The organism is Streptomyces sp. NPDC006872, from assembly GCF_040635845.1.
Taxonomy (GTDB): domain Bacteria; phylum Actinomycetota; class Actinomycetes; order Streptomycetales; family Streptomycetaceae; genus Streptomyces.
Map to the genome: position 1 here is coordinate 29862 of NZ_JBEYIL010000012.1, position 25623 is coordinate 55484.

27 protein-coding genes are annotated in these 25623 nt (G+C 69.7%); 22 read left to right on the forward strand and 5 right to left on the reverse strand.

Going from position 1 to position 25623, the window contains the following annotated elements:
* Positions 1-194: 194 nt before the first annotated feature.
* From ABZ725_RS31860 to ABZ725_RS31880, 5 genes are all read right to left on the reverse strand, one after another.
* The gene (locus ABZ725_RS31860; RefSeq protein WP_358805955.1) at positions 195-1667 is read right to left on the reverse strand and encodes an SCO6880 family protein; all 1473 of its coding nucleotides are present in this window, start codon (positions 1665-1667) and stop codon (positions 195-197) included.
* Positions 1668-1747: 80 nt separating this feature from the next.
* Positions 1748-3112 carry an ATP-binding protein gene (locus tag ABZ725_RS31865; RefSeq protein ID WP_358805956.1) on the reverse strand — a complete coding sequence of 455 codons (1365 nt, stop codon included), beginning with the start codon at positions 3110-3112 and terminating at the stop codon, positions 1748-1750.
* 42 nt (positions 3113-3154) lie between these two features.
* Positions 3155-3838 carry a hypothetical protein gene (locus ABZ725_RS31870; protein WP_358805957.1) on the reverse strand — a complete coding sequence of 228 codons (684 nt, stop codon included), beginning with the start codon at positions 3836-3838 and terminating at the stop codon, positions 3155-3157.
* Positions 3838-4146 (reverse strand): DUF6112 family protein, encoded by a 309-nt coding sequence (locus ABZ725_RS31875; RefSeq protein ID WP_358805958.1) that lies wholly within the window; start codon positions 4144-4146, stop codon positions 3838-3840. The genes ABZ725_RS31870 and ABZ725_RS31875 overlap by 1 nt, the downstream gene beginning before the upstream one ends.
* A gap of 354 nt (positions 4147-4500) precedes the next feature.
* Positions 4501-5616 carry a C40 family peptidase gene (locus ABZ725_RS31880; RefSeq protein ID WP_358805959.1) on the reverse strand — a complete coding sequence of 372 codons (1116 nt, stop codon included), beginning with the start codon at positions 5614-5616 and terminating at the stop codon, positions 4501-4503.
* A gap of 535 nt (positions 5617-6151) precedes the next feature.
* Between ABZ725_RS31880 and ABZ725_RS31885 the strand changes: the two genes are divergently transcribed.
* The 22 genes from ABZ725_RS31885 to ABZ725_RS31990 all read left to right on the forward strand — a co-directional run bounded on the left by ABZ725_RS31885 (position 6152) and on the right by ABZ725_RS31990 (position 25304).
* Positions 6152-6907 (forward strand): site-specific DNA-methyltransferase, encoded by a 756-nt coding sequence (locus tag ABZ725_RS31885; protein WP_358806211.1) that lies wholly within the window; start codon positions 6152-6154, stop codon positions 6905-6907.
* A gap of 167 nt (positions 6908-7074) precedes the next feature.
* Positions 7075-7719: a DUF4913 domain-containing protein gene (locus ABZ725_RS31890; protein WP_358805960.1), complete on the forward strand. Its 645-nt coding sequence runs from the start codon at positions 7075-7077 to the stop codon at positions 7717-7719.
* Positions 7716-8210 (forward strand): hypothetical protein, encoded by a 495-nt coding sequence (locus ABZ725_RS31895; protein WP_358805961.1) that lies wholly within the window; start codon positions 7716-7718, stop codon positions 8208-8210. Before ABZ725_RS31890 ends, ABZ725_RS31895 begins: the two co-directional genes overlap by 4 nt.
* Positions 8207-8665, forward strand: a complete 459-nt coding sequence (locus ABZ725_RS31900; RefSeq protein WP_358805962.1) for a hypothetical protein — start codon at positions 8207-8209, stop codon at positions 8663-8665. The genes ABZ725_RS31895 and ABZ725_RS31900 overlap by 4 nt, the downstream gene beginning before the upstream one ends.
* Before the next feature lie 127 nt (positions 8666-8792).
* Positions 8793-9281, forward strand: a complete 489-nt coding sequence (locus tag ABZ725_RS31905; RefSeq protein ID WP_358805963.1) for a GNAT family N-acetyltransferase — start codon at positions 8793-8795, stop codon at positions 9279-9281.
* 30 nt (positions 9282-9311) lie between these two features.
* Positions 9312-10010, forward strand: a complete 699-nt coding sequence (locus tag ABZ725_RS31910; RefSeq protein ID WP_358805964.1) for a hypothetical protein — start codon at positions 9312-9314, stop codon at positions 10008-10010.
* A gap of 48 nt (positions 10011-10058) precedes the next feature.
* The gene (locus tag ABZ725_RS31915) at positions 10059-10781 is read left to right on the forward strand and encodes a hypothetical protein (RefSeq protein WP_358805965.1); all 723 of its coding nucleotides are present in this window, start codon (positions 10059-10061) and stop codon (positions 10779-10781) included.
* Positions 10782-10968: 187 nt separating this feature from the next.
* The gene (locus ABZ725_RS31920) at positions 10969-11328 is read left to right on the forward strand and encodes an SH3 domain-containing protein (RefSeq protein ID WP_358805966.1); all 360 of its coding nucleotides are present in this window, start codon (positions 10969-10971) and stop codon (positions 11326-11328) included.
* A gap of 112 nt (positions 11329-11440) precedes the next feature.
* Positions 11441-11914, forward strand: coding sequence for a hypothetical protein (locus ABZ725_RS31925; protein ID WP_358805967.1), 474 nt, complete (start codon positions 11441-11443; stop codon positions 11912-11914).
* Entirely contained in the window at positions 11911-12354 is a 444-nt protein-coding gene (locus ABZ725_RS31930) for a hypothetical protein (RefSeq protein ID WP_358805968.1), read from the forward strand. Before ABZ725_RS31925 ends, ABZ725_RS31930 begins: the two co-directional genes overlap by 4 nt.
* Before the next feature lie 9 nt (positions 12355-12363).
* Positions 12364-12795, forward strand: coding sequence for a hypothetical protein (locus ABZ725_RS31935; protein WP_358805969.1), 432 nt, complete (start codon positions 12364-12366; stop codon positions 12793-12795).
* A gap of 28 nt (positions 12796-12823) precedes the next feature.
* On the forward strand, positions 12824-13711 hold the full coding sequence (locus ABZ725_RS31940) for a helix-turn-helix domain-containing protein (RefSeq protein ID WP_358805970.1): 888 nt from the start codon (positions 12824-12826) through the stop codon (positions 13709-13711).
* Complete coding sequence (locus ABZ725_RS31945) at positions 13708-14229, forward strand: hypothetical protein (RefSeq protein WP_358805971.1); 522 nt, start codon at positions 13708-13710, stop codon at positions 14227-14229. The genes ABZ725_RS31940 and ABZ725_RS31945 overlap by 4 nt, the downstream gene beginning before the upstream one ends.
* A 74-nt stretch (positions 14230-14303) precedes the next feature.
* Positions 14304-15467, forward strand: coding sequence for an MFS transporter (locus tag ABZ725_RS31950; RefSeq protein ID WP_358806212.1), 1164 nt, complete (start codon positions 14304-14306; stop codon positions 15465-15467).
* A gap of 54 nt (positions 15468-15521) precedes the next feature.
* A complete protein-coding gene (locus ABZ725_RS31955) occupies positions 15522-15857 on the forward strand; it encodes a hypothetical protein (protein ID WP_358806213.1) in 336 nt (111 codons plus the stop codon).
* Positions 15858-15960: 103 nt separating this feature from the next.
* Positions 15961-17187, forward strand: coding sequence for an ATP-grasp domain-containing protein (locus ABZ725_RS31960; RefSeq protein WP_358806214.1), 1227 nt, complete (start codon positions 15961-15963; stop codon positions 17185-17187).
* Positions 17184-18350: an MFS transporter gene (locus tag ABZ725_RS31965; RefSeq protein WP_358805972.1), complete on the forward strand. Its 1167-nt coding sequence runs from the start codon at positions 17184-17186 to the stop codon at positions 18348-18350. Before ABZ725_RS31960 ends, ABZ725_RS31965 begins: the two co-directional genes overlap by 4 nt.
* Positions 18347-19030 (forward strand): HAD family phosphatase, encoded by a 684-nt coding sequence (locus ABZ725_RS31970; protein WP_358805973.1) that lies wholly within the window; start codon positions 18347-18349, stop codon positions 19028-19030. Before ABZ725_RS31965 ends, ABZ725_RS31970 begins: the two co-directional genes overlap by 4 nt.
* 45 nt (positions 19031-19075) lie before the next feature.
* The gene (locus tag ABZ725_RS31975; protein WP_358805974.1) at positions 19076-19939 is read left to right on the forward strand and encodes a DUF317 domain-containing protein; all 864 of its coding nucleotides are present in this window, start codon (positions 19076-19078) and stop codon (positions 19937-19939) included.
* Positions 19940-20142: 203 nt separating this feature from the next.
* Positions 20143-20517: a DUF317 domain-containing protein gene (locus ABZ725_RS31980; RefSeq protein ID WP_358806215.1), complete on the forward strand. Its 375-nt coding sequence runs from the start codon at positions 20143-20145 to the stop codon at positions 20515-20517.
* 43 nt (positions 20518-20560) lie between these two features.
* Positions 20561-21448, forward strand: coding sequence for a hypothetical protein (locus tag ABZ725_RS31985; protein WP_358805975.1), 888 nt, complete (start codon positions 20561-20563; stop codon positions 21446-21448).
* 691 nt (positions 21449-22139) lie between these two features.
* Positions 22140-25304 (forward strand): tetratricopeptide repeat protein, encoded by a 3165-nt coding sequence (locus ABZ725_RS31990; protein ID WP_358805976.1) that lies wholly within the window; start codon positions 22140-22142, stop codon positions 25302-25304.
* The last annotated feature ends 319 nt before the right edge of the window (positions 25305-25623 follow it).

Genomic DNA, 25623 nt, shown 5'->3' on the forward strand with positions numbered 1-25623 from the left:
GAAGTGGTGGTCGGCAGCGGCATATACCGGTGAGCGCGGAGCGGCTGGTGGAGGCCCGGGCGGAGAGTGTCTGGGCGGGGCGAAAATCGACGTACTCGCCGGGAGCGCTCAGTCCGGGGCGGCTCTGCCGGGGCAGGAAGACGATGTCCGGGCCATGCCGTCTGTCGCGGCGGGAGCGTCATCCGGCACCACTTTCACAGCGCCGTGCGGGCGAGCGGCAGAGCGGCGAGGGCGAATGCGTCGGGCTGCTGGAAGAAGAGCCTTCGCAGGTCGACCTGGGCGGTGACCGCGGCGGTCTCGATCTGCGCGCACGCGGCGTCGAGAGCGGCGTCCGTTTCGGCGCTGACGGTGAGCAGCCCGGTCAGGGCGACGTCGGCATGGCCGGCGATCAGCTGCCGCTCACGGACCTTGACGTCCGCGTACTCGACCGAGTCGGCCTCGGAATCCACCTGTCCGCGGCGGGCACGCTCGTTGGCGTCGGCGATGATCGCCGCCTTCTTGCGCTGGACGTCGCGCAGCGCGGACTCAAGCCCCTGCGGCACGTAAATAAGGGACAGGCTGCGGCGGACACCGGCGGTGAACATCAACCCGTGCAGGAAGCCGGGAGTGGTCTCGGTGCGGGGCCAGTTCTCGATCCAGTACGTGGCGTGGCGGGCGGTGTCGGTGCCGAGGCGGTCGTACTCCTCGACCTGGACAACCGGCCCGGCAGCAGCAGGGTCGGCCTCGGCCCGCCCGTTCGGCGACCACTGCTGGAGGGCGGACAGGGCGTGCGGGTCGTAGGCGGTGCGGATGACCGCGGCGATCTCCCTCGCAGTCAGCCAGCCCGTCACCGTCAGCCCCGCGCTGCGCGCCGCGAGCGCGATGGCCGAAGTTGTCTGCTCTAGCACCGTGAAGGCGCCGGGGAGCCCGCCACCGGCCTGGCTGATGAGGCGCTTGGCGGCCTTGAGGTCCAGGCTGATGGCCAGGTACGCCTCGTGCGGGGCGGCGGCTGGGCCGGCGGAGGCGACCAGTTCGGAGTACACCTGCCCGGCGACGGGGGTGTCGGGGCGGCCGTGCTGGGCCCAGTGACGGGCGAGGGCGTCGCCGGAGTCGGGGACGGTGCGTTCCAGCACCTGCACGGTGGCGACGTGTCCGGTGCGGGCGATGCCGGCCAGAGCCCGGCCCCAGCCCGCCACGTTCGAGTTCTGCGTGGCCGGATCGAGCAGAGCGTACGCGCGGCTGCTGACCCGGGCAATCGCGGTGAGCCGCTGTTGGTGCGGGTCGAGGACAGCCGCTGCGCCGTTGGCGGAGTCGCCGGGGGTGACGACCTTCAGGGAGGCAGCGGTGCCGGGCAGTTGGAGCACGCCGTCCTGGCGGGGACGGGAGACCGGCCGGGCCAGCCACAGCGTCTGGCCGGTGCGGCGGCGGTGGGCGTAGCGGGAGACGATCGGAGCCCAGTCGATCAGGGATCTGCCGTCGCGGCGGACGGTGACCAGAGCAGCGACGACTGCCCATAGGGGGGTCAGGGCGATGGCGCCGAGCAGCCCAGTGGTCACCACCGTGATCAGCAGCAGAGCCAACGCAGTGGAGACAAGGGCGAGTTGGGGGAGGGAGAGACCGAGGAGGATCCCGCGCCGTGAGCGGTGCGGGAACTTGACCGTGATCGGGGAGACGGAGAGTTCAGACAAGGAGCCGGTTCCGGGAGCGCGGGGCCAGGACGACACACCTGAAGGGGAGTGCGGGTGTGCCGTCCCGGCGTGGGGACAGTTCAGAGGCCGGCGGGCGGAGACGGTGGAGTGCCGGTTCCGGCCGAAGGCGTGGAATGCGGAGCCGACGGGGCGCCCTGCGGCGGAGGTGTGGAAGCGTCGGCCGGAGACGCGGACGCGGACATGAAGCCGCTGCCGTTGGGAGATCCTCCGCCGGAGGCCGGTCCAGAGCTTCCGCCGAGGTGTCCGGTGGCGTCGTCGCGCGGGCTGGTCGGCGTTGGCTGCACGGCCTTCTCCAGACCGCTCGTGATTCCCTCGTCTCCGGACGACAGAGCATCCGGACTGCCGCCTTCCTTGCCGGTGTCCGGCGTGGAGTTGGTGGCGATGTCTCCGGGGAAGCCACCCGGAATGGCGTCCGGGCCCTGGGGAGCGGCACCCGCGCCGGCCGCTGAACCGCCGGTTCCAGCGGTCGCGGCCATCGCGACGCCCTTGCGTCCGACACGTTCGGCGTGCTGGCGGGCGATCTGCGCGCCGGCTCCGCCAGAGCGGTGCAGCGTTTCGCCGTCCGATCCTTCGGAGGCGGCCCAGTGCACGAACTTGAACGTCGCGTAGGGGCAGAGCAGGACGAGCGCCATGATGACGACGCCGGCCATGACGTCGGCGAGGGCGGCGACGCCGTCCTTGGCCTCGGTCTTGCCCATCGCCGCGATGCCGAGCACGAAGATCACGGTCATCAGGAGCTTGGAGACGACGAGGGTGGCGGTGGCCTCGATCCAGCCCTTGCGCCAGCGTCGGGCGACTTCCCAGCCGCCGCCCGCTCCTGCGAAGACGGCGAGGGTCACCATCACCAGGATGCCGACCTTGCGGACCATCATCACGCACCAGTAGAGGAACGCGCCCAGGGCGGCGCCGATGCCGGCGAAGACGGCGACCAGCCAGCCCATCGCCGACAGGCCAGGGATCGCGGCGACCTTGACGATGCGGCGTACGGCGGAGTCGATGGACAGGTTCGCCGCTTTGAAGAGGCCGTCGGAGAGGGCGTCGACCACTTCGACGGCGACGGTGGTGAAGGCGATCGCGGTGAAGGCGAACAGCACACCCGTGGCGGTGCCGGTGAACGCCTGAGCGAGTGCCTGGCCGTCGCGGCGGATCGCGGCGCGGACGAGCTGGGCGCAGAAGGTGGCGACGAGGACGATCAGGCCGATCGGCAGGATCATCTCGTAGTTGTCGCGGAACCATGCGGCGTTGAGGTCGACTCGGGTGGTGGTGTTGACCGCTTCGGCGGCCAGGTCGGCGCCGGCGGCGGCGAGTTCGCCCGAGCTCTTGGCCATCCAGTCACCGATGGCCCCGCCCGGGTCGGAGGCGAAGGAGACCGCGTCGCCGACTGCGCACACTTTGTCCGCGAGGGGGAGGTCGCAGAAGGCCAAGGGGAGTCACCCTTCCTTTCTTCGATGGGCTCGGAGCGTGTGTCAGGGCACGACGCGGGGGGAGATGGAGACCAGGTAGCAGTCGGCATTGGGCCGACACTGCACGGCGAGGGTGATCGAGCGGTCCTCGGAGCCGGCGCCGCCCTTCGTCCAGACGATCTGCTGCTTGCCGGTGATCGTGACGGCGTAGATGTACGCCTCGGTGATCGCCGACGGATCGTCTGCCAGGGCCTGCTTGAACGCGGACGGGTAGTGGGCCTCGTCTACAGCGGTGGTGGCGTACTGGTCCTGGTCGGCCATCCGCGACCACAGGACCGGATCCGGCACCTGGGCGGCGAGGGAGGACCAGTCGGCGTACTTCGTCTCCGACGTCAGCCACGCCTTCATCCCGGCGAGCTGCTGATCACGGCTGGTGGTGCGGGTGTCGTACGACCACAGCATGGCCGCGGCGGCCTTGGCGAAGGCGAGCGGGTCGGCCACCGGCGGCGGCTTCGCCACCGAACCGGCCCCTGCTGACACCGTCGGGCCGGCGGACGCAGAGGCGGTGCTGCTCCGCGCGGACGGAGTGGCAGTGTGGCCGTTGCTGGATCCGGTACGGCTGGTGAACACAGCGACGGTGGCGGCGAGGGTGAGGAGGACGGCGAGGCCGATCACACTGACCGTGATGCGCTGCCGGGTCGACCAGCCGATGCCGTAGCCGTACAGGGAGGGGAGTCGTTTCGGCATCAGTGGACTTGCGACCCCAGAGCGGAGAAGAACGCGACCACACCGTTCGCGGCGCCGAGACCGAGCGCGGCGCCGGCCGAGACGACCGCGCCCTTCTTTCCGTTGGCCTCCGCCTGGTGGCCGCCGGTGTGGTGGCCCCAGGCCCACACGCCGAGGGAGACGGCGAGCGCGCCGACCACCGCGACGATCGCGAACAGATTGATGCTGTTGACCACGTTCTTGAGCACGGCGAGGCCGGGCAGGCCACCGCCCGAGGGTGTGATGCCGGGGTCGTAGGCCAGGTACTGGGCGGAGGAGAGCAGGTGCAAAGGGAAGCTCCTTGCGCGCGCCGAGGCCGACGCGCGGGAATCAATGAAGGGAAGAAGAGGCGGTACGAGTCGGCGGTCTCGGGGAGGGGAGCGGCAGCCATGCGGGGCCCGGCCGAGCTGGTCGACGCATGCGAAGCGTCGTACGCATGAGGGCACAGCAGCGCTCGTGCCGAGGCGGGTGAGAGGCCACAGCACGGGCCCGTGCCCGCTTCGGCGGGCGCTTGGGCTCAGGCTCTGATCCGCCGAAGAAAGCCAATGCGCTGGGCGTCGATTCGGCTCACGTGCCGCGCGTGGGCGTTCCCGCCGCTGGACTGGTGATGCCGACGGCACATGGGTTCGCGCCTCGACCGGGGGTCAGGTGACGCGGCGGGCGGCGAGGATGTCCCAGTCCGCCAAGGGCGTGATGCGAACGGGCTTTCCGGTCCGGGGTGCCTCGATCGCAAGTCCGGACCCGATGTACATGCCGACGTGTTCGGGGCGGGCGGCGCTGCCGCGGGAGAAGATCAGGTCACCGGGCTTCAGGGACTTGGGGGAGACGGTCTTGCCTTCGTCGATCTGGGTGTACGTGGTGCGGGTGAGCTGGATGCCGGCGTGAGCGTACGCCTGCTGGGTCAGCGAGCTGCAGTCGCAGCGGCCCATCGGGTCGGGTCCGTGCGGTGCGGTGCAGGTGCCGCCCCACTGGTACATCGTGCCGAGCTGCGCCAGCGCCCAGGCGATCGCCTTGCGGGCCTTCGGATCGGCGTCCTTGGGGATCGAGTAGCCCTTCGGCACGGACCCTTCGGGGATGGCGCCGTAACCGGAGCCGTCCCCGGCCGTCGTACAGGACGCGGTGCTGGAGGCGATGTCCGTCTTCGTGGCGTCCTGGTCGGCGTCGGGGAAGGTGGCGGCGATCGCCTTCTGCAGCACGGTCGCCAACTCCTCCCACTTCGCGTAGGCGTCGGGGTAGGCGGAGAGCTGGACCTTCTGCGCGGCCTGGGTGACGGTCAGCTGCTGCCAGCCGTCCACTGCGAGGAGGTGCTCGTAGAACTGGGTGGAGGCGTAGACGGGATCGCGTATCTGATCGGCGGTGCCCCAGCCTTGACTCGGGCGCTGCTGGAACAGACCGAGTGAGTCGCGGTCGCCGGAGTTCAGGTTGCGCAGCCGTGATTCCTGCATCGCGGTGGCTAGCGCGATGATCTGGCCCTTCTTCGGCGCGTGGAGGCTGATCCCGGTGGCCACGATGGTTCGAGCGTTGGGGATCTGCACCTCGGGCAGGCTCAGGCCCTCGACGCGGACGTGCTTGGCGGACGCGCCGTTGAGGATCTCGGTCACCTGCTCGACGACGGCGTCGGTGTCGACGTCGCCCGCGCAAGCGAGGGATGAGTACGTGGTCTGGGCTGCCTCGCTGGAGGAGGCCATCAGCATGGCTGTGCCGGCGAGGAGGAGGGGGGCGAGGACGATGATGCCGATGCCGGCGGCTACGCCCTTCAACCGGGGACGCCTCCCGAGCGGCAGTCAGGGTCCGGGAGCCGGTGTTCGGACAGGGGAGGGTAGGGAGCTGTCACAAGGGCGTCCTTCGAAGCAAGGCTCTCGGCCGCGCGGCGGCAGAGGTGGAAAGGGCGCCGCGGCATGTGAGTGGGTGAGTCGGGGATGTAGGTCGTGAGCGCTGGTTTCAGCTCGCGAGGCGCGGGGCGTCATCTCATGCGTGCCGGGGCACAGGGAAATCTCCATGAGGGCAGGGACAGGGGATTGAGCCATCGGCGGTGTTCGCCGGGCAGTTCCAAAACAGTAAGGGCGGATCCCCGGTTGTCGAAATCGCGGGCGATCAAGCCCTGATTTCGAGGGCGGGGAGGCGGCGATGCGTCTCAACCTGGGATCATGCCTTACAGTTTTGGCTCCTCCTCTCGCCACCCCGATTTCGTAGGTCAGCGGTGCCGTCCTGCCCGCATTCGACCTACCCGGGGTTACGTGCGTGAGTCGGCGGTCTTCCCCCTCGTCTCACACGACCCGAAACCGGAGTATCTCTTTGCCCTTTTCCCTTCACCAGGGCGACGCGCTCAGCGTCCTCGCAGAACTGCCGGATGACTGCGTCGATTCCGTCATCACAGACCCCCCGTACAACTCCGGTGGCCGGACGGCGAAGGAACGCACGAGCCGCAGTGCCAAGCAGAAGTACACCTCTGCCGACGCCGACCACAACCTGCCGGACTTCACCGGCGAGAACATGGACCAGCGCAGTTACGGGTTCTGGCTGACGCAGATCATGACCGAAGCGCACCGGCTCACCCGTACCGGCGGCACCGCTCTCCTGTTCACCGACTGGCGTCAGCTTCCCACTACGACGGATGCGATCCAGGCTGCCGGATGGCTGTGGCGCGGTGTGCTGGCCTGGCACAAGCCGCAGGCCAGGCCGCAGAAGGGTCGCTTCACTCAGAACTGCGAGTTCATCGTCTGGGCCTCCAAGGGGCCCATCGACGCCTCCCGCAACCCGGTTTACCTGCCTGGCCTGTACTCGGCCTCGCAGCCGTCGGGCAAGAACCGGCAGCACATCACCCAGAAGCCGGTCGAGGTGATGCGTGAGCTCGTCAAGATCTGCCCCGAACAGGGCACGGTGCTCGACTTCTGCGCCGGTTCCGGATCGACCGGTGTCGCTGCCCTTCTGGAAGGCCGTGACTTCATCGGCGTCGAGAAGACCGAGCACTACGCGACGATCGCCGCCGACCGGCTGACCGAGACCCTGCAACAGGCCCTGAACCAGGATGATTTCGTCCTGTCTTCCTGACCCGTACGAGCTACCTGCCCTAGCCAGAAGCAAAATTCCCCGATTCCTCCCGGATGCGCATTCAGGCGCTATAGCACTGGATTCCCGGTTAGCGAAACCGGGGATTGTCCGGATGGTTGGATCCGACATCCCAGTCCATTGGAAGCGGCTTCAAGGAGAACCCTTTCGTGCCTGAACCTATAGACCGCAACGACGACGGGGAAGTGGAACCGGTCCGGTTGCCAGATACGGATCTGGAAAGCATCGAGGCCAGCGTCCGCAAGCTGCTCAAGCAGTCGGCGCAGCAGGCCAAGCAGCTCGACAGTCTGTCTACGGAGCCCGGACCGCAGGCGTTCGACGGCTTCGGCCTGCCGGGGTTCGCCGGCTTGCCCACGCTGCCCGTCCCACCGGAGCCGCGCCCGATCCTGGAACTGGACGGTGAGGAGTACGAAGACGAGCTCGACAGTCTGAGCGACTGGGTGGACGACTTCCTCATGCCCATCTACGGCGCGGAGGTCACGACGGCCACGCCGTGGTGCCGGCAGTGGCAGGAACACGACTGTGTCGTCGCCTGGCTTCATGCCCTGTGGCTGGCCTACCAGCAGCACAAGGACTCCGAAGCCGGACCCAGTGGCCTGTTCGTGTGGCACCGTGACTTCCTCACTCACGCCATGACCACCGTTCGCGCCCCCGACGGTCCGCTGTCCGCGTGTATGACCGACCCGGACCGGCCCTCCCACCGCCTGCTGCCAGGCCCCGAACCCTCCACACGGGCGGCGAGTTCCCCGTCCGACGAGCCACTCACGGTCGGTGAGCCGGGCCAGGCCGCATGAGCGATCCCGAACCCCGGCCGGCCTTCGGCCTGTCTTTCGACCCGAGAGCTCTGACCGACCTGCTCCAGGCCCCGGGCGACATCCGCGACTTGGCCCTCGACCAGCTTCAGAAAGTCGTCAACGCCCAGTTGTTCGGCGGCAAGCTGACCGAGGAGCTGACCGGGTGCCGCAAGCTCTACTTCGATCACCGCAACGCCTGGCGAATCGTCTACGCCCAGCGCCCGGCCCCACCCGGCGCGACGCACCGCACCGAGATCCACGTCGTCGCCGTACGCCCGCGCGCCCGGCACGACGTGTACGAAACGGCGAGGGCCCGCCTCGGTATCGCCCGGAGCCCGGCCGGCGCGCGCACCCACGCCGCCCGAGCCCGCTCCCCGCAGCTGGACACGCAACGGCCGCCGATCCCCAAGCCCGGCCCGCCGCCCTACGCGGTGCCCGGCCTTCCCTCAGCCGCACCCACGCCCACTCCCCTGAAAGGCCCTGTCCGTTGACCCGCCTGTCCTTCGTCCTCGACCGAGTCGCCGAGGCGCTGGCTGTCGAGCCCCCGTCCGCCAACCAGCATCACCTGGCCATCTTGGAGATCGCCCGGGACTGCTACGACCTCGACGAGGCACTCGACGCCCTCGTCGGCGACCACGCAGATAGCGTCCTCGCCATCGAACGACCCGACATCTTCGCCCACCGGCTCGCCGAACGCCTGCGGCTCGAAGTGGAGTTGACCCGGCTGGTGTCCCAGCCCTGCTGCTGCGCGCCGGTCTCCGAGGCTCCTGAAGCCCAGGAGGACTTCGCGCTGCACTGCGGGAGTGAGCCCGAGACGATCCTGCACGCCTGCCGTGACGCCTTCGCCGCCGCTGGCGATCCGCCCGCCCTAACGGGGCGGACCTCATCGGCTTGCTCAGCGACCTCTCGGCAGGCTCCGACGGGCGCGGCCCGTACGCCGGACTGACCCAGACCCGCCTCACCAAGCTCCTGGCACTGAACAACGTGTACGCCTGCGCCATGGACGAAGACCGCGAAGTCAAGGGGTACCGGCGCGGTGCCGTGCTGTTCGCCTTGCAGGGCGTCGCCCCCTGATGCACCAGCCATCTCTCGCCACGATCCACCCGGCGACCGAGGCGGACGGGCCGCTGGTTGATTCCCTCCACCAGGACTGCTCCGAGGCGAACCTGCTCCTGCGCTGGGGCCGGACCCGAGTCACCCATCGCGACTTCACCCGGCTGCTGGACCACTGCGATGTCTGGATCGGCCTCGACGCCGAGGGTCGTCCGCTCGCGATGGTCTCGGCAGGGCTCGTCAGTCACGAGGCGGGCGTCGTCGATCTCGGACTGCAGGTCGCCGTCGCCCACCAGCGCCGCGGCATTGGCACCCTGCTGGCCCGGCACGCCGCCGATCACGCCCGCCGCAGTGGCGCCCACACGCTGACTGCGTACCTTCACGCCGCCAATACGCCGATGCTGCGCCTCCTCGCCCGGCTCGGTCCCGCCGTACACACCCGCGACGGCTCTCACCTCGATGTCCGCATTCCCCTCGGCGACACCCCTGTCGGCCATGCGCCGTCGTGATCGCCCCCCACCGAGAAACCGGTCCTCTTCATGCCTGCCACTCCTGCGCCCGCGCCGGCGAAGAAGGCGCTCACGGCGCTCGATCACCGCATCGAGGCGGCCGTCGGCCACAGCATCGACCAGCTGTGGCAGCACCGCGACCGCGACCTCCTCGATGAGCCGCGCAGCCGCCTGGTCGACGCCCACCGGACTCTGGTCCAGGCCGAACACGGCGTGACCTTCTACCGGGTTCAGCTCCAACGGCTGGCCTCCGGGGAGTTCGCGGTCGACCAGGCCCTGTTCTCGCGCATCAACCGCACCGTCGCCACGCTGGAAGAGGCCGCCGCCACCCGCGACGAGCGCGAGCAGCAGGTCGTGGCGGCGCTCGAACCCATCGAGGCTGCCGTTCGTTCGGGTGGAACAGGTCCGGCGGTGGAGTTGCCGGCGCCGGATCACGCGGCCCTGCTGGCCATCGCCCAGGGCGCCAAGTTGCGCGAACACCTGCTCACCCAGCGCCTGTCGGTCGTGACCGCATCCGGTACCCGCCTCGCCTACAGCCAGTTTCAGCGACTTGAGACGGCCGGTCTCGTCGTGCGCGACGACGCTCATCCGCTGCACGCCGGGCAGCCCGTCACCCTCACCGACACTGGCCGTGCGCTCCTCGCCGCACCGCACCGGCCGGCCACGCCGACTGCACCGCCCGCGCAGCGTCCCGGAACCTGGTCAGCCTCTTCCGCTCCCCGCCGCTGACCCGGGCGCCGACCGCCACTTCAACCGCTGATCGATCCGAAAGCATCTATGGCCCAAGACACCCCGGACTTCCGTCTCGATGGCTACAGGGCTGTCAACGACTCCGTCGACGAACAGTTCTGGCAGCACATCGGCATCGACGAGGACCAGCTCACCGTCCTGGCCAAGCACCACACCAGCGACGGCCGGCACAGCTACTTCGTGCTCCACAACGGGGCCGTCACCTGGGGCATCCCGGGCGACGCCCAACTCGTCGCCCTCCACCTCCAGCGCGACACCGCCACAAAGACCTTCCGCTTCGACCACGCCACGCTGCCCTTGCCGGCGATCGCCCAGTCCTGGCTGATAGCCCGCGGCTGCTCCGAGGACAAGATCCTGCTGCCCGAGGGCCTGGGCGGCACGCCCGCCGACGACGCTACTTGTGCTCTGGAGGAGCGATTGCGCGGCGACGGCGATCACTTCGCCCTCCTGACCAGCTACACCAAGGACGTCGCGCCCCTGCAGACCACGGTGCTGCTGCGGGCGCTGGACCAGCGAGTCCCCCTGCCCTTCCGGGTGCTGCTGGAAGAAGTCGACACCGACACCTGGACACGAACCCTGCGCGAAGGCGGCTTCGCCACCTTCGAGGCCGCCACGACGTGGTGGGAAGCGCACTGGAGCGGCGAAGACGTTCCGCTGCCCACGACCGTGCCTCCCGCGCGCCGGAGCACCTGGCCTGTGGCTGCGGCACGCGCCGTGTCATCTGAACCATCGCGACGGCCCGGCCGCTGAGGGCTGCAGCAACGCCCGTTGATTTCCGGGCGATTCACGCCGCTCCCGTCCGGCAGCGGCGAAACATAGCACTCCATCCCCGGTTAGTGAAACCGGGGATTCTCCGGACTCTTGAATCCGGCCCGCACAGGCAACTGTCCGGCCTACATTCTCTGTTCCTTCTTGCTGGCATGGAGCTCAATTTCCCATGCGCTCAACCCGAATTGCTATATCCGCCGCACTGCTCGGCGCGCTCGTCCTGCCCCTCGCGTCGGCTTCTGTGGCCACCGCAGCGCCGACGTCCGTCGCCACTGCAGTGCCCGCGTCATCCTGCACCAGCAACCCGTACCTCCCGTGGGCGGTCCACGGCACCAACGCCGTGACCATCCGTAAGAAGGCGACGACCAAGTCCACCGCCGTCGGCATCCTCTACAAGTCGCACAAGTTCACGGTGCACAAGACCACCAAGGGTGCGAAGTGGGTGTACATCACCGACAAGACCACCGGCGTCAAGGGCTGGGTTTCCGGGACCTACGTCTATCGCGACGTCCGCATGTGCCTGGAATAACCAGTCTGCCCCTCTCTCCCGGACGGCCCTGAATCGCACTCGTCTGTAAGGCGGTTGGGCCGTGGAAATGCCACGCCCTGTCTCCTCGAATCCAACGGAAAGGAATTGTGCTGTGCCTGACGCCGACGACGTGCTGGGCGTCCTGACCGAGCAGATCCAGTCCCGCTTCCAGATGCCGGTTGCCGAGTTGCGACGCGCGGTAGTCGCCGCCCCGCAGGCCCACCCGGAAGCCATCACGATCGTGCGCTGGCACGGGCTGCTCACCGAGGCCCACCAGGTGCTGAACAGGGCCGAAGACGCCCTTGCCCAAGCCCTGGCCCACCACGTCGACACGGTGCCCGACGGCGAATTCGTCGAGCTGCCCGAACACGTCATGCGGCTCGCGGACTCGGTGAACAGCGCGCACACCGTGCGGGAGGGACGCGCCATGACGGTGCGCCACCTCCTTGACCCTCAGGCGATCGGGAACCGCAGCCCGGCGTGGCGCGGGACGGCGCCCGCCGCCCGCCGGGGACCGGCCCTGCCCACCACCGCACCGTCTGTGCCGGACACCGCGCAGGCACCCGTACGCGGGGCGGTCCGGTGAGCGTGACCGACAAGACCTCCAGCCAGGACAGCCTGCTGGAGCAGACGTTCGGCGCCCCCGTGCGTGAGCTGTACACGCAGGCGTTCGGCCGCGACGCGTCCGCGGCACTGCGGCGGGCGCTGGAGCTGCGCTCCTTCCTCGTGGTGGCCGAGGAGCAGGTGGCCTGGGTACGGGACCGCGTCCACGAGGCCACCGCCGCCGATCGCGACATGAGCGAACTGTCCGCCGACGACCTGCGCTTCGACGCCCAGTGGATGGAAGCGGCCCTGGCCGGGCGCAACGGCTACGTCGCCGCCCTCGGCCAGCTGATGCGCACCATGCCTCCACCCGGGCCGGTGCCACGCCGACCCGTACGGCTCACGCAGCCGACGACCACCACCGCCCTTCCGCCTGCCCCGGCTGACATCCGAGCCGGGGCAGTGCGAGGGCCCCGACCGTGAAAGCCCCGATTGCCTGCACCTGACGTCACGGCCCAAACGATTGCCGAGCGCATCGAGGACCTGTACGCCCAGCCGCTGGCCGACCTCGAAACCTTGGCTGGCCTCAACCCCGATGGCAGCATGCTCGCCGCCCTGATCGCCGGCCTCGCCGACCTGCAGTTCGCCGAGCGCAACATCGACTTCCAACGCCAGCGGCTGCTTCAACTGGCCGATCCGGAACGAGAGATCGGCACCTTCGAGGCAGGTCACATCCTCGACTGCGCGCGCCGGATCTCCGACGCCGTCGCCGCCCGCGACGCCCACGCCAAGGCCCTGAGCGGCGTCCTGGCCAGCCTGCACCGCGTCCCCGCCCCGGACGACGCGAAGCCCGAGCCCGCGCCGGCCGCCCCCAATGCCGCACCGGTTCCCGCTCCCGCGCGTGCCATCGCCCGCACCCGCTGACCCATTGCCCCGCCTGAGGAGTTCCCCCTTGGCCGCCACCGGTCTGTCCCGCACCACCCTGAATGACCTGTCCCGCGTCACCGAGAGCCTTCAGATGCTCGCCCCCAACTGGAGCGTGTGGGTGCTGATGACCCTCGCCGCCCAGCCGCTGCGCTACAGCGAGATCAAGGCCAAGCTCGCCCCGCTTGCGGACGGCCAGCTCCACCCGAAGCTGGGCAAGCTCGTCGACGCCGGTCTTGTCGCACGGACCGAGCACACCCCCCGGCACGTCACCTATGGACTGACCCGTCGCGGCGCCGACCTGATGCCCGTCCTGCCTGTGCTCGCCGCCTGGGGGGACACGCATCTGGAGAAGCCTCTCGTTCGGAACAAGGCCACCGGCGAGCTTCAGCCGCAGCCGGTCGCGGTGGCACAGAACATCGAGGACACGATCGCTCTGATCAGCCCGCGGCATTCCACGCCGCTGGTGTGGGCGCTGAAAGCCCGCGGGCCGGCGAGCGCCAAGGCATTGGCCGCCGAGGTCATGCCCACCTACAGCCTCAGCCGCGTCTACCCGCCGCTGCGCCGGGTGATCGACGACGGGCTGGCCGCGACCACGCCGGCCGGCGACTACCAGCTCTCCGCCAGCGGGCGGGCCCTCGCCCCGGTCTACCAGGCCCTCTCCGCGTGGGCGGCCGGATACCCCGTCGCCGAAGCTACCCACTCCCTGTGGGGCCAGGCCCTGACACCGTCTTCCTCAGCCCGCTCAGGACCGTGGCTGACCACCCAGTCCCGAATGCTCGCGCCACCGGCCGCGCCCGCCCTGGGCCAGATGGCCAAGGCCCCGGCCACACCGTGGCAGCGCGGCAACCTTTTCTCCCACCCGGTACCCGCCCGCCCCCTGGCGATCTCTCCAGCAGGAGGCCCGCGACGATGACCAGCACCGCGATCCTCAACCGCCCGCACACCAGTCAGGTCATCAACACCCTGTCTCTGCCATCCCTGATCCGGCTGGTCAGCGAGATCGACGACAACGGCCCCATCAGCCACCGACGCGGCAGTCTCCAGGGCACCTTCGGCGACCTGACCCGCCACCAGCTGCGCTATGCCATCGACGTCGCCCGCGCACTGGGTCTGGTGCACTTCACCGACCACGCACCGGCCCGCTACCGGCTCACCGAAGCAGGCGAGGACCTCGCCTCGGTGTACGACACCGTCGCCCGCTGGTCCCGCACTCACCAATACCCCAGCGCGGCGAGGGGCTTCGTCACCCGTGTCCAGCACACCCTGAAACTGCTCGGGGACAACGGCGCCGTCCTCCCCGCCGAGGCGGCCTTCGCGCTTGGTCAGCTGCGGACCACTCTGGCCGACTGGCTCCAGACGCATCCGCAGGTCCTTAACGCCGTGGCATCCCGCTCCTCCCACGCGGCGGATGAGACGGAGCACGCTGCGTGAGAGCCCGTACCGGAAACCGGCCCTCCCACCGACCGGTTTCCCCCCTGCTGCGCAGTGTCTATCTCCCGCGCAGCATGGACGCCGCCGCGTTCGCCATGACGACGTACGGCATCCCCCTGCTGGTCCTCGCCACCACCGGATCCGCGGCCCTCACGGGCCTGGCCTTCGCCCTGGAATGGGCGCCGAGGCTGATGGCCTTCGCCGTGGCTGGTGCCCTGGTCGACCGCCACGGCACCACCCGCGTCTTCCGCCTCGCGGCCACCGCCCGGGCCACCCTCGTCCTGGCCGCCGCGCTGCTCCTTGGGGCCCAGACGGGCGGGCTGGGGAAGACCATCACGGTGATGGCGCTCGCCGCCGGCACCGGTGTGCTCACCGAGTTCAGCTACGTCGCGGCCGAAACCGCGGGCGGGCTGGCAAGCCGCGCCGCCGGTACGCGCGCTCACCGCGTGCAGTCGGTGCTCCTCGGCATCGATCAGACGGCGACCCTGGCCGGACCCGCGCTCGCCGGACTGCTCCTCGCCCACACCGGCGCCACCGGCATGCTCGCCGCGACCGCCGCCTTCTCCCTGCTCGCGGCCGCCCTCGCTCCCAAGCAGCACACCGACCAGCACGCCACTACCCCGGCGGCCGTACGGCAGGGATGGAAGACGGGCTGGCAGACCCTACGCGCGCTGCCGGCACTCGGCTGGCTCGTCGCGGGGCTGACGCTGTCCAACCTTGCTGTCGGCCTCCTGCAGGCCGCCGCACCGGTGATCGTCGTCCAGCAGTTCGGCCACTCCAGCGCCGATGTCGGCCTGCTCTGGTCGGCCGCCGCCGCAGCCTCCCTGATCGCGATCTCCCTGTGCCGCCACGCCATCGACCGCTACGGTCTGTGGCCCGCCGGGGCCGTCTGCGCGACGATCACGGCCTCGGCCTGCCTCACCCTCGCGCTCACGCACACCTACCCCGCCTGTCTGGCGCTGATCGCGCTCTTCATGGCCGGCGAAAGCGGCATGACCGTCGTGCTGCGCACCCTGCGCTCCCACCTGATCCCCGCCGACGTCTTCGGTAACACCCTCGCGGTGACGATCCTGCTGCTCCTTACGCCCTTCCCGGTCGCCGGCCTGCTCGTTGCCGCCATCCCGCCCAGCCAGCTCGGCCATGCGATCACGGCCTGCGCCGTCCTGCAGGCAATCGGCCTGGCCACCGCCTTCACCCGGCTGGGCACCCTCCCGGACCTGCGCCCGTCAGCTGCCTGACCTCCACCTTGCACCCGCCTCGCCCACCCGTTCGACTTCCTGGAGGGCTGCCCGATTCCCATGTCCCACGCCGTCAAGCAGGACGTCCTGCCGCTTCCCGAGCCTGCTGGCCTTCGTATCGACAGGCGAACGATCACGGAGCAGTTCCACGACTTGGACACTGAACACCCCTACGTCTACCGCGCGTTGGAGCGGCTCACCGCAGACCGGATAGCGGCGGGAGCTACCCGCATCGGGCTGAAGGCCCTCTTCGAAGCGTTGCGTTGGCGACTCCCGCAGGGTTTGCGCGGGCTGAACAACGACTTCACGGCCTTGTACGCACGCAAGCTGATCGCTGATCACCCCGACTGGGCTGGCGCTTTCGGACTCCGCCGCCGACGTACCCCCTGACCCGACGGCGAACCAGACCAGACCAACTCCCCTCACCGCAACGCCAATTTGGAGCACTCTGTTGCCGTTTCGCCCCGTCGTCCTGATCGTCGCCGCCGCTGACATGGAGGCCGAGGCATACCGCGCGTATTGCCTTGAGAACGTAGCCGCCCACTACGACGTCGTCCTGATCACCGATGCCGAACCGACGTGGGAACGCCCCTACCTTCTGGACTGGGAGGTCGCTGACCCGACGGACCAGGCGGCCCTGACCGCCGCCGCCCTGGCCCTGACCGAGCGGCACCCGGTGGCCGGGGTGATGACGTGGACCGAGTGGTACCTCGTGCCCGTGGCCCGCCTCGCCCGCCGCCTCGGCCTGCCCACCCCCGGCCCGGAGGTGATGCAGGGCTGCCGCAACAAGGCCACCTCCCGTGCCCTGTTCGCCCGGCACGCGGTGCCCTCGGCAACCTCGAACGGCGTCCGCACCGGTGACGAGGCGGCCCGCGCTGCACAGCACATCGGCTACCCAATCGTCCTCAAGCCCGCTGCGCGTGCAGCGAGCGCCGGCGTGATCCGCGTCGACACCCCCGAAGAACTGCCGGACGCCTACGCCTTCTCTGCCCAGGCCGCCCGCCTCGGGGCCGAGGGCACCGAGGTGCTGGTCGAGGAATACCTCGACGGTCCGGAGGTGAGCGTCGAATGCGTCACCTACCAAGGCACCACCACCGTGGTCGCCGTCACCCGCAAGACGGTAGGACTCCCGCCGTACTTCGAGGAGATCGCGCAGGCTGTCGACGCCGCCGACCCGCTGCTGGCCACTGTTGCCCCAACTGCCCAGGCTGCCGTGCAGGCTCTCGGCGTCACCGACGGCGTCAGCCACGTCGAACTCCGCCTCGTCGACGGCCGCCCCCGGCTGATCGAGGTCAACGCCCGCCTCGGCGGGGACATGATCGGTCACCTCGTGCACCTCGCCACCGGCGTCGACCTCGCCCGGGTGGCGGCGGACATCGCCTGCGGACGTGCCCCGGACCTCACCCGGACGCACAGCCGGGCAGCGGCGATCCGCATGATCTACCCCGCCCACCCGGGCACCCTCACCGCCCGCCACCTCACCGACGGCTTCGCCGAGCAGACGCCGTGGCTGGAGCGGGCCCACTTCCACCGCGACGTCGGCGACCAGCTGATGCTGCCGCCGGACGGCGACCTGTTCACCGCCCGCATCGGGTTCCTGATCACCACCGGCCCGACCGCCGACGTGGCCCAGGACCGTTCCCAGGAGGCATACCGCCACCTCACCGTCCAGGTCGACCCGCACCCGACCGCCGTCCCCGCACAGGACTCGGCCACGTGAGCACGACGACTGCTCACGCCCCGGTCCATGGCCGCCGGCTGCTGACGGGGTACTTCGCCGCGCTCGGGGTCGTGATGGCCGTCTGGGGCGCGCGGATGCCGGCCGTCCAGCAGGCGGCCGACCTGAGCACCGCAGGTCTCGCCCTGGTCCTGCTCGCCGCCGCCGTCGGCATGGTCACCGGCCTTCACGTCGGCGGGCGTCTTGCCGCTCCTGCCCGGGAGCCGCTGCTGCTGACCAGCGGCGCTGTCGGCCTCGCCGCCGCCCTGGCGGTGATCGGCGTCTGTCGCACGCCGCTCACCCTCGCTCTGGGGGCGTTCGTGTTCGGTATCGCGCACGGTGTGCTGGACGTGGCTCTGAACGCCGCGGCGGTCCGGTGCCAGGACCGTCTTGGACGTTTCATCATGGCGTCCTTGCACGCCTCCTACAGCCTCGGTGCGCTCGGCGGAGCCGCACTCGCCGCTGTCAGCACCAACGCCTCCCACAGCTGGCTCTTCGCTGCTACCGGCGTTGCCCTTGCCTTGGCTGCTCTGGCCATGGCTCCAGCGTCCCGCACCCTCAGCATGCTCGAGCCCACTACCCCCGCCACGTCCCGGCGTTCGCCGGACCCGAAGGGCTCGCCGTGCCTTCCCCGGGCTCGCTTGTGGCTGCTGGGCGCGCTGGCCGCAGCGTGCCTGCTGGGGGAGGGGGCTGCCGCGGACTGGGCAGCCGTGCACCTGCACAGCCTGGATGCCTCAACGGCGGTCAGCGCCGCCGCGTTCGCCACCTACAGCGGGGCCATGGCTGCCGGAAGGCTCGCTGGGGACCGCCTCACTACCCGCTTCGGCGCGCCGATGGTCGTACGCACGGGCGCCGTTCTTGCCGCGACCGGTCTCGGGGCGGGCGTGACCCTGGCCACCGTCCCGGCGGCTTTGGCCGGCTGGGCGGCATTGGGCCTGGGCCTGTCCGTCACCATCCCCAGCCTGATCACCGCCGCCGGACACGGCGGACCTCGCGCGGTCGCCACCGTCTCGGTCACCGGCTACGCCGGCCTGCTCGCCGGCCCTGCCCTCATCGGCGCACTCGCCACCATCACCTCCCTCACCACAGCCCTGATGCTGCCCGCCCTGCTTGCGGCAGTCGTCGCCGTCCTGTCCCGCAAAGCCCTGGAGAACCCCACCCCTTGACCAGCACTCCCCTCACACCGGCCCGTGTGGACGCCGTGATCATCGACTACAACGGCGTCGCCGGACTGCAGCCCACCACCCCCATGTGGACCCGGCTCGCCGACCTCGCCGACTGGCCCGACGGCCAACTCACCTCCTTCCAGGACGCCTTCTGGACTCCCCGGAATGCCTACGACGCCGGAGAACTGAGCGATCTCGCCTACTGGGCCAAGGTCCTCGGCCACCACCCCGGCGCACGCAGGCTGCGTACCCTCCGAGACACCGACACCGCCATGTGGATCCGTACCGACAACCGCGTCCTCGACATCCTGCACCGCGCCCGCCAGCCGGGACTGCCCATGGTGCTCCTCTCCAATGCCCCGCACTTCCTGAGTGACGTCCTTGACGCCACCGACTGGCGGCGCGAACTGATGACCGACGCCCTGTACTCGGCCCGCCTGGGTCTGTGCAAGCCAGACCCGGCCGCCTACAAACACGCCCTGGCCGCCACCGGCATCGACGACCCCGCACGTGTCCTGTTCATCGACGACCGCGAGGACAACTGTCAGGCCGCCGCCGAGCTGGGCCTGCGCACCCTGCACTACACCGGCCACCCCGCCCAGTTGGAGGCACAGTTGCTCCGCCCCGGCCCAACTGCGGCCTTCCGCGCACCCGCATACCCGCGCGGCACCAGCTGCTGACTGCCTCCCCTCCGCTCGCCCCCCACTCCGACCCCCAGGACCTTCGTGCCCGACACCGAAGAGATCGACGGCGACGTCTACGTGACCCCCCGCTACCTCGCCGGAACCACCTGGACCGGTGACCCCGCCCTGGCCCCGCTGCTCGCCCTGGGCTGGGACCTGCAGCATGACGAGAACGGCAACGTCTACGTCACGGCCCCCGACCGCAAGGTCCGCCTCGGCTACCTGCCTGAAGGCCCCGACGACGGCCTTTGGCGGATCACCGCGTACGAGGACCCCTTCGCCCAGCCGAAGTGGGGTGCGTCCTTCAACAACATGTGCCCCACGGAATTTGTCACGGCCTTCACCACCGCCCTCGCCGAGGCTTACACGACCGGCCCGGCCGCCTACCTCCCCGAACCCGCCGACGACGGGGAACTGGACGCCTTCCGGGCCGTTGCCCCTCTCATCCAGCGTGGCTGGGCGATCCAGCACCCGAGGTGGGGCGTGCTGGAGGTGCGCACGCCCGACGGCCTGGTGAGCCTGGAGTACACCACCGGCCGCCTCGACGCCGACCTGGAACTGACCACCCTTCAGGCCCGCTGGTACCTGCAGGGCGGACCTGCTGCCGCCGGCTGGTACGCCACCGCCTCCACCCACACCCCCGTCCACCTCGTCACGGCGCTCACCACCTGCGTCTCCGACCCCGAGCCCCTGCCGCGCTGGAAGGACTCGATGCTCCACTACCTCACCGACCGCGCCCAACTCACACCCGTGACCCCTCCCGGGCCCCCGATGCCGACCCCACTCGACGTGCACCGCGCCGCCACCCGCCGCAGACCGGCCCCCACCGCCCGCAGTGTGCCGCGCTGGAGCACCAGCAGTCCGCCTGCTGCAGCCGTCGCCCCGCGTTCCCCCGCTCGCTGCTGACCCATCGCTGCACACTGCTCGTGATCTTCAATCCCCGCCCTCCAAAAGGACCTTGTGTCGCTCAGCCCTCGGGGCGAACGCGACCTGCTGCGGCCAGACGACGTTCGCCCCCAAGACGTATACCTGCCACTGCTCGGCGCCGGGTGGAGACACACAGCCAAGACGGACGGCACCCAGTGTTTCCGCAGTTCGGACGCCATGGTGTGCTCGAACACGCCTACCTTCGCAAGAACCCGGCCGCGCCCGTCTGGTCCGCCTGGGGTAGACCACCGGACAACCCTCTGTGGAAGTCCACGTTCTCCTCCGCCGTCCCCGCCTCCCTGATCGCAGCGTTCGCCTCGTCCCTGGCCTCCACCGTGCCGCTCGCGCGCGCCGTGTGGAGCGTTCCGGCCGAGGCCCGCCTGCACCTCACCCTTCCCGAGGCCCGGACCGACTCAGTCGGACACAAGCCGGGACTGCCGCTCAGCGGAGCACCTTCGCTGGCCACCTCGTCGCGCACGAACGTCGGGGCCTCGGCACCGAGCACCGGCCCAATGCGCCTGTCGGGTTCCGGACATCCTGCCGACCGCCACAGGTGACCGCCCCTGCGCCCCCTTCTGCTGTTGAGGAGCACCACCGTATTTGTCCCTGCACGCCCAACACTTCTTCACCGAACTCCTCGACCTGCCCGTCCACGAACGACGGGTGATCGGCGACGCCTGCTACGCGGTGATCTCGCCCGACTCCCCGCTGCGCCTGCGCATCGAATTCGCCCAGACCATCCGACACCGCGAGTACGGCGGACTGCGCCTGGGCATCCTCCACCCGGATCAAGGCGTCCTCGACAACGCGTACCTGTCCTTCGCCGACCACAGCACCTTCACAGTGCGGGACTCCCGCATCGGCAGACAGCCCGGACACGACGGGTACGGCGTCGTACGGGACTGGCACCACGACGACATCTCACCCTGGATCGGCGCGGCCCTCACGCCCCTGAGTCATGCCATCCAGGACTACCTAAACGTATGGGTTCCCGGACTCGCCCCGACCACTACGGCCGCCGCTGAACGGGATCGGTCGGTGCAGCACGACACCGATCCTGCGCCGTCGCGAGGATGCTGGCTCACCGACGCCGACTTCCTCACCCGCCTCCACCGTGCCATGCCGCTCTGGCTGGACATCGTTGACAGCGTCCTCGACGACGACCTTCCCCTCACTGAGGCCCTGACCGGAACCCGCGAGCACGCCGCCCAACTGCTCGGCATCCCACCGGCATTCGGCCTCCTGATCGAAGCCGAGGCCGCCGCCCAGATCGTCCAGGCAGCCGGCCTGCCCGTCGGCTCACCTTTCGGCCCGGCCCTCGCCGCTGGCATCGACCACATCGCCGGGCTACCCGCCGAACAGCAACAGCAACTCGTCAAGACCGCCGCCCGCCGCTGCGCTCTCACCACTCCGGTCCCCACGAGCCTCCGGCCAGCCATCGCCCCACCACGGTCCTCCCATCCGGCGCGGCCGAGCCGGGGACGGTGAGCAACTCACTGTCCCCGGCACACGGCAAGAGGCGGCTCCGTCCTCTGGGCCACACCCGGTTGCTTGGCGGTTGCGGCGGCTGAAGTTGGCTCCAAGGAGGCCTGTCTCGGCGTTGGGTGTGTGGACGAGTTGGATCATGTCGGCATCTTCGAGGGCCGGATGTCCAGCGACAAGCCTCCTGAAGGGCCTGGCCTTGGCGCGGCCGGAAAGGCGGGGACGTTGCCGCTGTGCTGCTGCCTCAACGAGCGGCTTGCTGTCGATGCTCTTGGCCACAACGGTCTGGACTGTGGCTAGCGAATCGGTACACCTCTGTCAGGTTCTGCCGCTCTGCGGATTTCGGTGTGCGGGAGAACGCGCCAGGGCCGGTCTTCCGGCCGGGACTTGGGAGGGTTAACCCAGTAGGTGCTCCAGGATCATCCTCAGCGCGGTTTGCGTCGCGAACCTCAACGCAGCCGCAGTCGCCTTCCGTCGCGTTCGCGGTGACCGCCAAGCGGTCCGCGCCTTCCGATACAGATCACGCACGTTTGTATCCCCTCGTGGTACGACGTCGACCGGGCGGCCGACAGTGACCACTCAGCCCGCTCGGCGGGGTGTTCGGCGACGGTGCTGAGCCCCGAACAGCAGGTACGCCGTGGTCAAGTGCACGAGTAATAGGGTTCGGAGAACGTTCGGAACGAACTCGAGGAGCAGCATGGTCGACAGGCCGGCCGCGGCATCGCGCCTGGGCGAGGAGTTGGATGCGCTGCGGGAAGCGGCCCAGCTCACGTTCGGGCAGATCTCCCTTCAGGCCAAGCGGCAGACGCCTGCGATCACCCTGTCCAAGAGCACACTCAGCGAATGGTTCAGCGGGCGCAGCGTTCCGCGTGCCGGCCGGCCCTTCCGTTTCCTGATCACGTTTCTCGAAAGCCGTGCTCCTGCGGGCTCTTCGCGTTCTTCTGAGCAGTGGGAGGTGTTGCGCCGCAACGCCGAGCGCAGCAAGGCTGCACGAAGTGAGGCGTCGGTCCCGGTGATACGGGAGGCTCTGACCGGCGCACGGAACGGATCGGTCCGTGGCACGCCTTTGCGGCTCGGGCTGGTGCCCGAAACGGGCAGCGGCTTCATCGAACGCGAGGAGGGTGACAGCTTGGCGCGGGCGCTGGAGGCAGACCAGCGTGCCGCCGCTCGGGGCGGCAGTCAGCGTGTGCAGGGGCGGGTGGTCACGGGCACCGGGGGTGTCGGCAAGTCCTCGCTGGCCGCCCACTACTGCCACGCCGTCGCTGCCGAAGGGGTGGACGTGGTGATGTGGGTGGCGGCCGGCACGGCCCAGGCCGTGGTCGGCTCCTACGCTCAAGCGGCCCGCGCGCTCGGCCTCGCCGCCGACGGCGAAGACACCCTGGTCGCGGCGCAGCAGTTCGTGAACTGGCTGCGTACCACCACGTGCGACTGGCTGATCGTGCTGGACGACGTCCCCTCCCCCGGAGTTCTGGAAGGGCTGTGGCCGCCCAGGCAGACAGACGGCAGGGGCAGGGTGGTCATCACCACGCGAAGCCGTGAGAGTGATCTCGCCGTCCTCAGTGGTCACACCTTCCTGCCGATCGGACTCTTCAGCCCCCAGGAGGCTTTGCACCACCTCCGCGGCACGCTGCGCCGGTCGGTCCTGACTGACTCCGACGACGATTTGGCAGAACTCGCCGGCGACCTCGGCCACTTGCCTCTGGCGCTGTCACGGGCCGCCGCTTACCTCGACTACAACTCTTCCTGCACCGTCCCCCGCTACCGGCAGTTGCTCGCCGACCGGCGGCTGACCCTGGACCGGCTCACACCGGCCGTGCGCGGCAGCGTCACCGATCGCTCGCTTGCCGCCCTGTGGGACATCTCCATCGAGCAGGCCGACGAGCACACCCATGGCATGGCCCGCCCGATGATGGAACTCGCCGCCGTCCTCGACGGCACGGCCGGCATCCCCGACGCCCTGTTCACCACCGAATCCGCCCGCGCCTACCTCACCGATGGCAGCGGTTCCGGCCGGGACACCGATGAACTCGACGCCGAACACACATTGGCCACCCTGGACCGTCTCCATCTTCTCGACCACACGTCCGCCGGCGCCGGCCGTACGGACTGGCTGGTACGCGTGCACCAGCTCATCCAGCGTGCCGTGCGCGAGTACCAGCCGCCCTCCGAAACCCACGACGCACGTGCAGCGCGCAGGGCGGCCGTCCTCCCGGATTGCGCCGATGCTCTGCTGGACATCTGGCCGGAGGTCGAGCAGGACCAGGAGCACGCGCTACGGCTCCGAGCCAGCGCGCATGTGCTGAGCGGGCATGACGTCGACGAGCCGAGTCCTCTGTGGCAGGAAGAGACCGTGCACAGTCTCTTCCACCGTCACGGCGTCAGCATCGGTGAATCCGGCGGCATCCTCTCGGCAGTCAGCCACTTCGCGGCCCTCGCTCACCTCGCGCACGAGCGGCTCGGCCGCGATCACCCGTCCACCGTGGTCGTCCGTATGGAGCACGCCCGCTGGACGAGCACGGCCGGGAGTCATCGCGACGCGGTGGCAATCCTGGAGGAGTTGGAGGACCGCCACACGAAGCTGCACGGCCCCGACGACCCTGTCACGCTGGTGATCCGCCACAATCTGGCCGTCACCCGCGGCGAGGCAGGAGACGTTCTCGGGGCGGTCCGCGCACTCGAGGAGGTCCTCGCGGACCGGAGGCGAACGCAGGCAACGCGCTCAGCGATCCTCGCGACGCTTCACAACCTCGCCCAATGGAAGGGCGCATGCGAGGACGCGACGGGAGCGATCGGCATCTACCAGGAGCTGATCCCGCAAATGGAGGAGGAGTACGGCGCCGACAACGAGCACACGCTCACCGCCCGTCACAACCTCGCGCGGTGGCAGGGCGAGTCGGGTGACGCCGGCGCCGCCGTCACCTCGCTTCAGGCCCTCCTGCCCGATCAACAACGCGCGCTCGGCCAGCGGCATCCACGCGTGCTGTTCACCCGGCAAAGCCTGCACCGCTGGCAGGGAGAGGCGAAAGAATCCGACAACGCCTTCGACGGCTACAACAAGCTCATCCCGGACATGCGGGAGGTACTCGGCCCCGACCACCCCGAGGTGATCACCGCTCGCCACAATTTCGCCCACCTGCGAGGCAATGCCGGACACCACGCGGAGGCGGTCTCAGCCCTCGAGGAAGTGGTGGCCGACCGTGCGAGGATCTTCGGACCGCACCACCCGGACACCTTCAGCTCCCGCTGCAGCCTGGCATTGCAACGGGGCCAAGCGGGATTCCCCGGGGAAGCTGTGCAGGACCTGGAACAACTCCTGCGTGACCAGCAACAGCATCTGCCCGTCGGGCATCCGAACAACCTCAGTGTCCGCCACCAGCTCGCGGTCATGCGTCACCAGGCCGGAGACACGGCAGCAGCCACGTCCGCTCTTAACGAAGTCCTCGCCGAACAGATACGCGTGCTCGGCCCCGGCCACCCCCGCACACGCTCCGCCTTCAACACACTCGATCAATGGCAGAGCACAAGCACAGATGCCTCATCCGCTGCCGACACCTACCGGCAGTTGCTGACCCACATCCGGCGTCACCCCGACCACGACAACCCGCTCATCCTTGCCGTGCAGGACAGGCTCGCGATGTGGCAGGGGCGCGCCGGCGACCCAGCCGGTGCAGTCCAGGTCCTCACCACGATGCTCCGCGACGCGGGCCGGCTCCTCAGCCCCGACGACCCCCTCATCCCGATCACCGCAAACAACATCTTCGGGTGGCTGCAAGCCGCCGGAGTCCCGGCCGATGTGGCCGCCTCACATGTACACCGACTACGCGCTCAGCACGCCAGCCCCGCTCCCGGCTCACAGCTGTGACCATCGCCACCTGCCACCGTATGGCACTGGCAATGCAGTTCGACAAGAGTCCAGTCCCTATCCGTGGGGGTCCATCGCAGGCCGAGACCCCCCGGTCCGCGAGCCGCACGTCGAGTCCCCACACGTGGGGGTCCATCCGGCACCCCGTCGCGGGCACCGGCCGCAAGTCCGGTCTCTACACGTTAAGGTCCATCCTGGACGAGCAGCACATACGTCAAGGCCGATGGCGAAAGTCCGGCGCGGGACCGGCGTGGTGTCGCTTTCGGTGATCAGGGCGGTGAGGTCGGGGGGCCAGCCGTCGAAATCGCGTTGGAGACTT